Genomic DNA, 11,844 nt, shown 5'->3' with positions numbered 1-11,844 from the left:
ACGGCTCACAGCAAACGCCTGCGGGCAGACACCGACACGTCGCCTGCGGGTTCGGGAGGTGACATCGGAATTAAGAATCAGGTCCGCTCACGGCTACCACCTGCTGTCCCTGGCCGCCAACCGCGCCCGCACCGCCGCCCCGGAGTTCGTCCGCCGCTCCCGCCTTGCGGGGGCCCCGGGCAGTTCGCACGCGGCATGATCGTGCGATGGAACCCATCACGCTGGATCGGCGGTTCCGCCCATGGCGCTACGGCGTCGGCCATTCGCAACTGTTGCTGCACGCGCACGCCGGCAGCAGCCACGACGAGCACATCAACGTCTTTTTCGAAGATGTCCGCGCGGTCAAGCTCCGCTCGTCCTACCACCCGCTGATCCTTCAACCCGCAGACCAGGACACCCGTGCCAGCATCCTCGCCTTCGCCCAGGTGTCCCCACGCCACCAAGTCCAGTTTCTCTGCTTGACCCTGCCCACACCGGACGCCGAGGCCGGATTCATCGTCTGCGCACGAGCCACCGTCCTGGCCACCAACGCCAGCGGCCCTGGCGATGCCTACACCTGGAACGAGCACTCCCGTCTGCTCTACGTGCTGAAACAACCACGCCTGTCGTAACCGATCCCGCCTCGGCTGGGTCACCTTGACATCACCACGGGAGGAGGATGGCGATCATGGAACGGTTCGAAGGTCGCTGCTGGCTCGACTGGTGGGCGAACTCCTCCATCAACTTCGGTGGCATCAAGATCTCAGTCGTGATCACACCCACCGAGACCGGCTGGGACGCACACGGCCAACTGATCAGCGACCTGAGCGATGACGACCGTGAGGGCTTCATCTTCCTGTGCGACATGAGTCCGGTCTTCACGCTGCGATTCCAGGACGGCAGCACCGTCGAGGTCACCGTCACCCCCACCGACGACGACCGGTTCACGCTTACCGAGTACACCGGGCCGGCTGACATACAGGTCGACTACCGCATCGACGTGTAGTCACCGTCCGCCGCTCGCTCGCGACGCAAGCCGCCCGGCCAGCCCGGTTGATCGCCCCGGACTCGACCGAACCGGCCGAGCCGTCGGATACCGGACATGTCGGTACGGTCGCTTGACCTGCCCTGCGACCCTGACCACTCCCCAATATCGGCCGCTCCCGTGTTCGCCCGACTACGGTGGGCGGTTCTAAAGTGGAGGCACGCCACAGGCAGGTCAGGTCCCGTCCACCACGGTCGCCCACACACCGTCGGGCAGCCCCGGCCGGCCAGAAAGGATCGTGCATGGCGAAGGAGACGGTGCGCGCCTCCGACGCGCCCACCCAGAGGGGTGCGTGGCTCGCCCGCGGCCGGCTCCCGGACCCACTACGCAGCACCCCGGCGCTGATCGTGCTGCACGGCGTCCTGCTGATCCTGACCCTGCTCGTCACCGCCGTGGTGGCCGTGCGCTCCGCCGGCCCGGCCGGCAACCTGGGTGAACGCGCCGCCGGTGTCGCCGTGACCACCAGCAGCACCGCCAGCGAGATCTACCAGGGGCTGGCCGACGCCGATGTGGCCGCGAGTGCCATCTTCCTGTTACCCCCGGTCGGGGACCAGCATGAGAAGCTGCGAACCGACTACGACACGGCCGTGCACATCGTCGAACGGCAACTTACCGACGCGATGGGCGGGGCCGTCAACGACCCCGACCGGCTGAACCGGCTGGCCGCGATCGGCTCCCGGCTGACCGTCTACCGGGGAGTGGTCTGCGCGGCCCTGACCACCGCCGGCGCCGCCCCCGGCGCGTCGACGGCCTGCCCACCAGCACCCGCGGCGGCGGCCACGGCGGCACCGGATCCCGGGTCGACCGCCCGCGCGGTGCTCGCCTCGGCGTATGCCCGCGAGGCGTCCCACTACATGTCCACCGAACTGCTCACCGAGGCCCAGCGACTCTGGGACGACGACACTCGGCGGCTGCTGCACGCCCGGGCCGACGCCCGGCCCTGGGTGGCCGCCTCGGTGCTGGTGCCGCTGGTGCTGCTCGGCGCCCTCGTCGTCACCCAGCTCTGGTTGCGTCGTCGGACCCGGCGGCGGTTGAACGCCGGGCTGCTGCTCGCCTCGGGCGCCACCGTGGCAGTGCTGGCCATGCTGGTCGCCTCGTGGTGGCACTGGCCGGCCGCCGACGACCGGTTCGGCGACCTGGAAACGGCGATCGCCGCGCAGAACACCAGCCAGCAGAACCTGGGCGACCTGCTCGCCGGGCGCGCCGACCTCTACCTGGCCCTCGGAGCCAGCGTCGACCCGGCGGGACACCAGGCCGACTTCTACGCCCGAGGGGTCTGCCCCGACCCGCAGGTCCGGACCTCGTCGCTCGACTGCCCGGCCATCAGTGAGGTCTGGACCGCCCGGCAGAGCAAAACCCAGGACGCGTTCAGCAAAGCCGTCAACACGGTGCTCCGGGACGGGTCGATCGGCCAGTCCTTCGAAGAGGAGAAGAGCCGCCTCGAGACGGCCCTGAACACCGACGGCGACCGCGCGGACGACGCGCTGGCGCACCTTCCCGCGGCCCCACGCCAGTTCGGCGGCGCGGCCGCCTGGCTCACCCTGCTCGCCGGGGCCGGCGTGGTCGCCGGCCTACGCCAGCGCTACCTGGAGTACCAGTGAAGACCCGCGACGGAGGTCCGATGGCGATTTCCTCGACCGCCCGGACGCTGCTTGCCGGCGTGCTGCTGGCGACCCTGGCCGGGTGCACCGCGCCGGTGGCGACCACGCCCGCGCCACCGGCCCGCCCGCCCGGGGCGCAGACCCTCACCCCGTCCGGGGAGGCAACCCCGATCTGTCCGGTACGGCGCAGCGTCCCGCCCAACGCAAACCCACCGCAGCGGATCCTGGCCCGCGACGAGCAGAAGCTGGTCGCGGGCGTCGACCCGTCCGACGCGACCATGAGCCACTGGAACTCGTCGACGCAGCAGTTCGAGGGTTTCAACATCGACCTGCTGTTGGAGGTGGCCCGGGCGCTCTGGCCGGAGGTCAACCCCCGCGACCGGGTCGAGTTCCGGGTCGTCCCACCCGGCCAGGGCGCTTTCGAGATGCTCAACCGCGGCGAGATCGACCTGATCGCCACCTCGCTCACCGCGTCCTGCGAACGCGCCAGGGAGGTGCTCTTCTCCAACGACTACCTCGACTCCGGCCAGACGGTGCTGGTCCGGGCACGCGACGGCAGGCCGGAGTTCGCCGGTGTCGAACAGCTCGGCGGTCATCGGGTCTGCGCCGCCAACAACACCACCTCGCTGGTCGCCATCCGCCGCTACCAGACCGCGGGCGGGCAGCGGCTGGTGCCGGTGGCGGCGGAGCACTCCATCGACTGCCTGGTGATGCTGCGCCAGGGCCAGGTCGACGGGGTCAGCACCGACGAGAACATCCTGCTGGGCTTCGCCCAGATGGCCCCCGACACCATGCTGGTCACCGAGCCGCCCCGGCCGGACCAACGATTCTGCACATACAACCTCAGCGACGACTGCCGCTGGTTCACCGACGAGCCGCACGCCTTCGCGTTCCGCCTGGAGGACCTGGAACTGGCCGCCTTCGTCAACCACGCCCTCGCCCTGCCCGGCACCCGGCAGGCGTGGCTGACAGCACACGCCAGATGGCTCGTCGGGCATCCGGACGCGGGACGGGACCCGGGCACCGGCGCGCGGACGCCGATGATGCCCTCGCCCGGCGAACCGGTCACCTCCTGGCCACCGCCGCGCCCGCCCGCCGCCCCGACGGACTGAGGAGGCCGACGAATGCTGACCGTCCAGGACCGGCTGCAGGCCTTCCATATCGCCCACGCCCGCGTCTGCGACCTGATGGAGGACATGGAACGCGCGGTCGCCGGCCGGTTCCCGCCGACCGACGGTCAACCCGCCGCGCGGGCGGCCCGGGAGCACCTGCTGCGGCTGAACTGCCTGACGCTGGCGCTCGTCCAGCGCAAGGACGCCCTGGCTCGGCTCGACCCGACGCGGCCCGCGGACGAGGCGGCGCTGATCCAACTCCTCGCCGCGCCCTGCCCGGTCCGGTTCACCGCCGCGACCGGTGACCAGGTCCAGGTCGAAGAGCTGCGGGTGCCCCGGATCGTGCAGCACGCCGCCGACCAGGCCGACCTGATCCGCGCGCTCGTCGCGGCCTCTGTCGACGTGCGGCCGGCACCCGACCCGTACCGGCTGGCCGAGCGTGGGTTCCGGGTCCGGTCGTCGCTGGACCGGCTCCGCCGGCTCGCGGCGGAGGCCGCCTCCGAGGGGCTCGGCGGCGCCACCGACCCGATCGCCCCGCTCGCCGCCGACGGGCTGCTCGGCCGGCTCGACGCCGCCGGCCCGGGCCACCGGCCCGACACCGACGCCGAGGCTCTGGGCGAGGCCCTCGACCGGGACCTGGAACGGGTCGATGCGGTCCGGCGCGGCCTGCGTAGCCGGTGCCACCGGGAGCTGAGCGGACGGCTGGAGGCGTATCGGCAGAAGGCCGCCGACGAGGGCCGAGCCGAACATCCGGAACTGGAAGAGTCGTACCGGGACGCGGTGGCCGGGCTGCTCCCCGGGTCGTTCGAGGTGGCCGCCGCGAGCCGGGCGGTACGCGCCTACCAGCAGGCCGTGAACGGAGGAGCCCGATGACGGTGACCAGCCGCGGCTGCGCGCAACGCCACTGCCCCGGTGAGGTGGACGCGGACGGGTTCTGCCGGCTGTGGGGGCACGAATGCGCCGGCCTCGGCGCGGCCCCGACGCCACTGTTCGTGCCCCGTCCGGCGCAGTCGTCGTCCCAACCCTGGGAGGAACCGGTGCAGCTTCCGGCGGCCCGCCCCCGGGACCCGCTGACCGCCGTGCTCGCCGAGCCGGTCGTGCCGGAACACTCCCGGATCTGCGCCAGCACCACCTGCCACACCCGGTTGCCCCGGATCAGCGGCCACTGCCCGAACTGCGGGACCCGCTACTCGTTCACCCCGCCGCTGGCCGTCGGCGACGTGCGGGCCGCGCGCTACGAGATCGCCGGGTGCCTCGGCAACGGCGGCGTGGGGTGGGTGTTCCTCGCCCGCGACCAGGACATGGACGGCGCCTGGCGGGTGCTCAAGGGGCAGCGCAACCCGGAGGACCGGGAGGCTATCGCGGCGTTCGTCGCCGAACGGCAGGCGCTGATCGCGCTGAACCACCCACGCATCGTCACCATCACCCACGCACTGCGCCCCGAGACGCACCACGACACCGGTTACCTGGTGATGGAGTACGTCAACGGCGGCACTCTGGAGGAGGCCCGCAGCGCCGCGGGCCCGGGCGGGCGGGCCGCCGCCCTCGACCCGACCCAGGCCCTGGGGTACGGGGTGCAGATCCTCGACGCGTTCGACTACCTGCACGACCAGGGCTGGCTCTACTGCGACCTCAAACCGGAGAACGTGATGCGGGTCGGCGGCGGAGTCGGCGACGACGCGATCAAGCTGGTCGACTTCGGCGCCGCCCGGAAGATCGACAACCGGGTGAGCCCGGCCTGGGGCACCGAGGGATTCACCGCCCCCGAGGTCAAGCGGCTCGGCGCGGCCGGGCCCAGCATCCGCTCCGACATCTACACCGTCGGGCGGACCCTCGCCGCGTTGACCCTGGTCGCCCAGTCGACGAACGTGTCCCGGGTCGCCGCCGGGTCGGAGCTGCTGCGGCTGCCCACGCCGGCCCGGCTCGACCCGTTCCTGCGTCTGCTCGCCCGGGCCACCGCGACCGATCCGGCCGACCGGTTCGGCTCCGCCGCGCAGATGCGTGAACAGGTGCGGGGCGTACGCCGGCAGGTCGCCTCGGCCGCCGACGGTGAGCCCCGGCCCAGCCGCTCCACCCTGTTCAGCCCCTCGGCGTGCGCGTTCGCCCTGCACACCGATGACACGGTGGACCTGGTGGAGGTGCTGCTGGGTCTGCCAGTGCCGCTGGTCGACGGCACCGACCCCGCAGCCGGATTCCTCGCCTCGCTCGGCCCCGCCGAGCCCGACGAACTCATTGAACTGCTGGCCACCGCGCCCGAACGGACCGCGCAGGTGGTCTACCGGGAGGTACGCGCTCACCTCGCCGCCGGCCGGGGGGTCGAGGCGGACGCGCTGCTGGCTGACGTCCCCATGGCCCAGCGGGACTGGGCACTGTGGTGGCACCGGGGCCTGGTGGCCCTGGGCAGGCAGGAAACCGATGTCGCCCTACGCTGGTTCCAGCAGGTGTACGACTGGCTGCCCGGCGAGGTCTCCACCCGGCTGGCGTACGCGGTCGCCTGCGAACTCGCCGACAATCCGGATGCCGCCGCCGACCACTACCGGGGCGTATGGGACACCGACCGGGGGGTACTGGCGGCTGCGTTCGGACTGGCCCGGTGCCGGCTGGCCACGGCCGATCCGCGCGGGGCCGCCGACGCCCTGCTGAGCGTCCCGGAATCGTCGCGCGCCTGCACCGAGGCGGTCGCCTGCGCGGTGCGCATCCTGCTCGACGCGCCGGATGACGGGCGTCGGCTGGCCACCGCCCTGGAGGCGGCCGAGATCGTGGACAATCTGCCGCCGTTCGCCGAGCGCGAGACGGTCGAGTCGCACATCCTGCGGATCGCGCTCAGTTGCGACCTGGCCAGCTCCGACCACGCAAGCCGGCGGTTGTTCGGGCAGCCGCTCGACGACGACAGCCTGCGCCGCGCCTTCGAGCGCCGGTGCCGCTCGCGCGCTCGGCGCACCGCCGACCAGCAGGAACGGATCGCACTGGTCGACCTGGCCAACTCGTACCGGCCGGTGACGTGGTGGTGACCGCGGCCGGCGGCCCCGACGGAAGGAAGCACCGATGAGACCTGCCGACGGCTCGCCGCTCGCGGTCACCGCGCACCACCGGGAATTCCTGCCGGCGGACGGCGCGGTGCTCGACGTGATCGCGACCGTGCACGGCCCGGAACCGGCCAGCAACGTACGCCACGACGGGCTGGCCGAGGTCATCCTGCTGGACACGTCGGGGTCGATGGGCGCGCCGCAGGCCAAGATGCGGGCCGCCCGGCAGGCCAGCATCGCCGCGATCGACGCCCTGCCCGACGGGGTCGCCTTCGCGGTGGTCGCCGGCACCGGCACCGCCACCATGGTCTTCCCGACTGAGGTGCGGCTGGCGGTCGCCGACGAACGCACCCGGGCTGCCGCCCGCCGCGCGCTGAAGTCCGTCGCACCGCACGGCGGCACCGCCATCGGCACCTGGCTGCTGTTGGCCCGGCAACTGCTGGCGACCCGGCCGGACGCGATCGGGCACGTCATCCTGCTCACCGACGGCCGTAACGAGTCCCAGCACCCCGACGATCTGCGGGCCGCGGTCCAGGAGTGCGAGGGGCACCTCACCGTCGACTGCCGGGCGATCGGCTCGGCCGACGGCGTGCACGACTGGGACGCGGCCGAACTGCTCGGCATCGCCGAGGCGCTGGGCGCCAACCCGGTGGTCCCGGTGGAGGACCTCGCCGGCCTCGGCGACGAGTTCCGGACGGTGCTTGCCCGGGCGATGGCCCGGCGGGTAGCGAACGCGCGGCTGCGGATCCGCACCACCGAGCTGGCCCGGGTCCGGTTCGTCAAGCAGGTGCACCCGGCCATCGCCGACCTCACCGGGCGCGGCGAGTCGGCCGGCGAGTTGACCACCGCGTACCCGATCGGTGCCTGGAGCCCGCAGGACCACCGGGACTACCACGTCGGCCTGGAGGTGGATCCGCTCGCCGCCGGCACCCGACGGCGCATCGGCTGGCTGAGCGTCGACACCGACACCGACGAAGCCCCGGTGGAGGTGCCGCTGACCGTGGAGTGGACCGACGACGTGCTGAGCCACTCGGAGATCCACCCCAGCGTCGCCTTCTACACGGTGCAGCAGGACTACGCCGCCGCGTTCCACAGTGGCCTCGCCGCTGCCCGCGAGGGCCGGATCGCCGAGGCCGAGGAGAAGCTCGGGCAGGCGGTGGCGCTCGCCCACGCCACCGGCAAGGACACCGACGTGCAGCGGATCGCCCGGATCGTGGACGTGCACGACGCCGCAGCCGGTCTGGTCCGGCTCAAGGTGGGCGTCGACTGGCGGCTGGCCGAGTCGTCCCGGGTGGTGGTGCACACCACCACCCGTTGGGGCGCGGCCGGCGCCGAGCCCCGCCCACCCACACCGGCGCCCCGGGTCGCGCCCTGGTCGCACTGCGGCGAGCGGCAGACCGGGGCGTACTGCCAGGGGTGCGGGGCTGCGCACGGCACCGGCGAAGCGGTGCCGGAGCGCCGATGACCCTGGATGTCTGGGACAAGGTCGCCAGCGTGGTGAGCGGCAGCCTGGCCCTGGCCGCCGCCGCAGTCGCGGTCCGCCGGCACCTGCGCGACCGCGGCCGACAGAGCTGGTGGTCGACGCTGACCCGACTGTGGGAGCGGGAGACCGACGCGGCGATCGTCCACCCGCACCACTTCGGCACGCAGGTACCCCCGCTCTCCGAGGTGTACGTGCCCCGCCGGGCAGTGCCCCGGCTGGGCCGGGCCGAGGAGGCCCTCGACGCGGCACAGCTGTTCACCGGCGCCCGCAACGTGCTGTTGGTCGGCGAGCCGGGCAGCGGAAAGACCGCGCTGATCGCGTACGAGAGTGCCCGGTCCGCCGAGCGCTGGCTCCGCTCCCGGGGCCGCCGGCGGCGTCGGCCCGTGGGCCCGGTCCTGGTGCGTCTGCCGGCCACCGCGCTGATCCACCATGCCCTGCCCGACGCGCTGCGCGACGCGTACGGCGAGGCACCGCTGGACTTCCGCCGGCCGCCGGCACCCGGCGTGCGCTGGCTGATCTGCGTGGACCGGGTGGACGCCGTCGCCGACCCGGGCGACCGGGGCAACGTGCTCAACCGGCTCGCCGAGGCCGGCCGCTCCTCGGCGAGGGACGCCTCGCCGTGCCGGATCCTGGTCACCACCCGGCCACTTGACGCCGACGAGCTGGCCACGCTCGGGGAGGACTATCCCGCGTACCAGCTCGCTCCGTTCACCCGCGCCGACGTCACCGCGTTGGCCGGCCGGTGGTTCCCGGACCACGGCGAGGCCCAGGGCTTCCTCACCTGGACGCACACCCAGCGGATCACCGACCCGGTGCGCAACCCGCTGGTCGCCACCGTCGCCGCCCTGGTCTGGCGCAACCGCCGGGCAGCCCCGGTGAGCCGGCCCGGCCCGGCGGCGTTGTTCGAGGACTTCGTGCAGGCCCTACTGCGAGGCGGCCGGGGAAGCCTCGACGCCACCTGCCGGGCGCTGCGCGACCACCCGCCGCAGGGCCCGGCGGTCGCCGACTGGCTCGCCGAGCGGCACACCGAACTGGTCGAGGTCGCCGCCACTGCGGCGGTGGCCGGCGCGGACCCGGTCGCCGAGGTGGCGAAGTGGTCGGCGGAGGACGCGCCCTACCCGCCGGCCCAGCATCTCGACAACTGGCCGCAGCGGATCCGGGACCTGCTGCTCGCCACCGACCTCTTCCGGGCCGACCGGGACGCCCTGGTCTCGGTCTGGCCCAGTCTGATCGACCACCTGGCGGCCGGACCGCTGACCCGGAGGTGGAGCCCGGAAGCCTGGGCGTCTCTGATGAACACCACCAGCACGCGGTTCGTGGGGGTGCAGGTGTTTCAGCGGATGGAGGCGCCAGACGCGCTGCTGCGCGACCGGCTGGCGGAGCCGAGCTGGGCCGCCGCCGTCGGGCATCTGCTGGTCAGCACCGACGTGGTCCGCGGCACCGACGACCTCGCGCTACGGACCGACGTACTGGCGGCGTTGCTGGGGCACTGGGCCGCCGACCCGGACGGTGACACCGGCCGGGCCTGCCTGTCGCTGTTGCGCACGCTGGCCACGAACCAAGCCGACCGGGACCTGCTGTTCACGATCGGCGCAGACGGGAACCGACGCAGGGCCACCCGCCTGGCCGTCACGCGCTTCTTCCGCGCTGACGGCCACCCATAGTCGACCGCGCGTGAAAACGCCAGGTCGGCCGTCGCTCCCGAGGAGACGGCGTCGCCGTCTCGGGCATATTCACCGGTACGTCGTCAGGAACGGTTCAGCACCGCGAGCAACGCGCGTGAAGCCTGGTCGGCCGATCTCATGTTCTGTCCGGTGATCAATTGGTTGTCGACGACCACGTGCGAGGAAAATTCCGCAGCCTCCTCGAAAACCGCTCCGAGAGATGTCAATCGGTCCTGCAAGAGGAACGGGACCGATTGATGTCTGCCGAGCAAGACCTCTTCGCGGTTCGACAGTCCTGTCACTCGACGGCCTTTCACTGGAGCGTGTCCGGTGACTGGATCAGGTGAGCACAGGGCTGCGACGCCGTGACATACAGCGACAACGGGCTTGTCGGCGCTCAGCGCGGCGCTGATGAGGTGTCCCGCGCTCTCGTTCTCCGGAAGATCCCACATCCCGCCATGGCCTCCCGTGAAGAACAGGCCGTCGTAGCGCTCGCTGTCGACGGCTGGGAGCGCCATCGTGTGTTCCAGAAGGCTCTGAGCCTCTTTGTCAGCGGACAGGCGGCGCAACGCGGCGGTCTCGACACCATCTCCGAAGCTCAACGGATCGACCGGTGGTTGCCCGCCCATCGGCGACGCGACCTGGACGTCGATCCCAGCCTCGGTCAGGAGGTAGTACGGCGAGGCGAACGTCTGCAGACCCACCCCTGTCGCAATACCGGTCGACCCGAGCTGACCGTGCGAGGTCAGCACCAACAGCACACGCGGCATCGCTCGTCCTCGTTCCAGCAGAAATCCGGTCACGAATCGTACGGCAGACATGGTGTCGTTCTTCGGGCTGACCGGCCCGGCCTCTTGCCCAGACGCCGACCGGTGCCGGGTCGGGCCGCACCGAGGGGCCTGGGCGACGGGACTACGACTGGCCGGCCAGCACCAGCTCCCGCAACCGCTGGTCGAGTGTCGGGGCGTCCAGGCCACCCGGCCAGCCGCGGAGCAGGGCGCCGCCCTTGGCCACCAGTACGACGGCCGGCGGCTCCCGCACCGCGTACGAACGCCAGATCGTCTGCTGGTCGTCCAGGATGACCGGATACTCCACCCGGTGCGCGCGGAGGTATTCCTGGACCTCGTCGGCCTGGTCCGCCCCGGCCACGCCGACGAAGACCACCCGGTCCCGATAGCTGCGGGCAAGCTCACTGAGGGCGGCCTGACGGCTGGCGCAGGTGGTGCACCAGGAGTTGAAGAAGGTGAGCACGACGGGACGCTGCGCCCACAGCTCGGCGGCGGCGAACGGTGTGCCGTCGGTCAGTGCCCCGGTGAACGCCGGTGCGGCCGGGGCGGTGCCGGGCGCCGGGCGCAGCGCCAGGTCAGCGGGGACCGGCCCGGGCAGCGCCGCTGCCCCTCCGGCGGGCACCGGCGCGGGTGCGGGCTCGGCCGTGCTGCATCCGCCCAGCAGCGCCGCCGCCAGCAACAGCGGCAGGAGTGTCCGCCTCATGACGGGACCACCGCCACCAGCGCCGGGCCCTCACTGCTGTCCGGCGTCAGGTCGAGCGCCGGCCGGCCGTCCACCTCCAGCCGATAGGAGGCCCGTTGCGGTACCCGCACTCCGACGGCGAACTCGCAGTACGTGGGCAGGCGCTCGACCCCCAGATCCTCGGCGAAGGCGGCCACCGCGGTCCCCGCCGCCAGCCGCCCGCTGGCCAGCGCCGCCCCGTCCGGGTCGAGCACACGGAACGGCGCGCGGTTGTGGAAGTGCTGGTACGGACCGGTGCCGGCGCAGTCCACGCCCGCGGCCCGGATGTTGATGTCGCGAACCAGGACCCGGACGGTCGTCGGGGAGACCGCCTCCTGGGCGGCGCCGACGGTGCCGCAGCCGGTCGCGCCGGCCAGCAGCAGGGGCAGCAGCGCCATGATGCTTCGCCGCACGTCATCCTCCTC

General features: G+C 72.6%; 11 protein-coding genes. 8 read left to right on the top strand and 3 right to left on the bottom strand.

The window, feature by feature from the left end:
• Positions 1–206 precede the first annotated feature (206 nt).
• From C7C45_RS03300 to C7C45_RS03260, 8 genes are all read left to right on the top strand, one after another.
• A complete protein-coding gene (locus C7C45_RS03300) occupies positions 207–611 on the top strand; it encodes a hypothetical protein (protein WP_110562150.1) in 405 nt (134 codons plus the stop codon).
• 56 nt (positions 612–667) lie between these two features.
• Complete coding sequence (locus C7C45_RS03295; protein ID WP_110562493.1) at positions 668–985, top strand: hypothetical protein; 318 nt, start codon at positions 668–670, stop codon at positions 983–985.
• A gap of 281 nt (positions 986–1,266) precedes the next feature.
• The gene (locus C7C45_RS03290) at positions 1,267–2,625 is read left to right on the top strand and encodes a hypothetical protein (RefSeq protein WP_110562149.1); all 1,359 of its coding nucleotides are present in this window, start codon (positions 1,267–1,269) and stop codon (positions 2,623–2,625) included.
• Between the two features lie 20 nt (positions 2,626–2,645).
• A complete protein-coding gene (locus tag C7C45_RS03280) occupies positions 2,646–3,737 on the top strand; it encodes a transporter substrate-binding domain-containing protein (RefSeq protein ID WP_167454630.1) in 1,092 nt (363 codons plus the stop codon).
• A 12-nt stretch (positions 3,738–3,749) separates the two neighbouring features.
• Positions 3,750–4,610 carry a hypothetical protein gene (locus C7C45_RS33875; protein ID WP_110562147.1) on the top strand — a complete coding sequence of 287 codons (861 nt, stop codon included), beginning with the start codon at positions 3,750–3,752 and terminating at the stop codon, positions 4,608–4,610.
• A complete protein-coding gene (locus C7C45_RS03270) occupies positions 4,607–6,748 on the top strand; it encodes a serine/threonine-protein kinase (RefSeq protein WP_110562146.1) in 2,142 nt (713 codons plus the stop codon). Before C7C45_RS33875 ends, C7C45_RS03270 begins: the two co-directional genes overlap by 4 nt.
• Positions 6,749–6,782: 34 nt before the next feature.
• Positions 6,783–8,228 (top strand): VWA domain-containing protein, encoded by a 1,446-nt coding sequence (locus C7C45_RS03265; RefSeq protein ID WP_110562145.1) that lies wholly within the window; start codon positions 6,783–6,785, stop codon positions 8,226–8,228.
• Positions 8,225–9,910: an NACHT domain-containing protein gene (locus C7C45_RS03260; RefSeq protein WP_110562144.1), complete on the top strand. Its 1,686-nt coding sequence runs from the start codon at positions 8,225–8,227 to the stop codon at positions 9,908–9,910. The genes C7C45_RS03265 and C7C45_RS03260 overlap by 4 nt, the downstream gene beginning before the upstream one ends.
• An 83-nt stretch (positions 9,911–9,993) precedes the next feature.
• Here C7C45_RS03260 and C7C45_RS03255 read toward each other — a convergent pair whose 3' ends face one another.
• From C7C45_RS03255 to C7C45_RS03245, 3 genes are all read right to left on the bottom strand, one after another.
• Positions 9,994–10,713 carry a type 1 glutamine amidotransferase domain-containing protein gene (locus tag C7C45_RS03255; protein ID WP_167454629.1) on the bottom strand — a complete coding sequence of 240 codons (720 nt, stop codon included), beginning with the start codon at positions 10,711–10,713 and terminating at the stop codon, positions 9,994–9,996.
• A 109-nt stretch (positions 10,714–10,822) separates the two neighbouring features.
• Complete coding sequence (locus C7C45_RS03250; RefSeq protein WP_110562142.1) at positions 10,823–11,401, bottom strand: TlpA family protein disulfide reductase; 579 nt, start codon at positions 11,399–11,401, stop codon at positions 10,823–10,825.
• On the bottom strand, positions 11,398–11,832 hold the full coding sequence (locus C7C45_RS03245; RefSeq protein WP_146247250.1) for a hypothetical protein: 435 nt from the start codon (positions 11,830–11,832) through the stop codon (positions 11,398–11,400). The genes C7C45_RS03250 and C7C45_RS03245 overlap by 4 nt, the downstream gene beginning before the upstream one ends.
• Between the last annotated feature and the right edge of the window lie 12 nt (positions 11,833–11,844).

The sequence above is a fragment of the Micromonospora arborensis genome (assembly GCF_003205615.1).
GTDB classification, from domain to species: Bacteria; Actinomycetota; Actinomycetes; order Mycobacteriales; family Micromonosporaceae; genus Micromonospora; species Micromonospora arborensis.
The sequence above is the reverse complement of the archived record's forward strand: the minus strand, read 5'-3'. Positions and strand labels throughout refer to the sequence as shown.

Excerpts from the sequence above, each read along its gene's own strand:
- C7C45_RS03250 (WP_110562142.1), bottom strand. The coding sequence starts at position 11,401 with ATGAGGCGGACACTCCTGCCGCTGTTGCTGGCGGCGGCGCTGCTGGGC.
- C7C45_RS03260 (WP_110562144.1), top strand. The coding sequence starts at position 8,225 with ATGACCCTGGATGTCTGGGACAAGGTCGCCAGCGTGGTGAGCGGCAGC.
- C7C45_RS03295 (WP_110562493.1), top strand. The coding sequence starts at position 668 with ATGGAACGGTTCGAAGGTCGCTGCTGGCTCGACTGGTGGGCGAACTCC.
- C7C45_RS33875 (WP_110562147.1), top strand. The coding sequence starts at position 3,750 with ATGCTGACCGTCCAGGACCGGCTGCAGGCCTTCCATATCGCCCACGCC.
- C7C45_RS03270 (WP_110562146.1), top strand. The coding sequence starts at position 4,607 with ATGACGGTGACCAGCCGCGGCTGCGCGCAACGCCACTGCCCCGGTGAG.
- C7C45_RS03290 (WP_110562149.1), top strand. The coding sequence starts at position 1,267 with ATGGCGAAGGAGACGGTGCGCGCCTCCGACGCGCCCACCCAGAGGGGT.
- C7C45_RS03265 (WP_110562145.1), top strand. The coding sequence starts at position 6,783 with ATGAGACCTGCCGACGGCTCGCCGCTCGCGGTCACCGCGCACCACCGG.
- C7C45_RS03280 (WP_167454630.1), top strand. The coding sequence starts at position 2,646 with ATGGCGATTTCCTCGACCGCCCGGACGCTGCTTGCCGGCGTGCTGCTG.
- C7C45_RS03300 (WP_110562150.1), top strand. The coding sequence starts at position 207 with ATGGAACCCATCACGCTGGATCGGCGGTTCCGCCCATGGCGCTACGGC.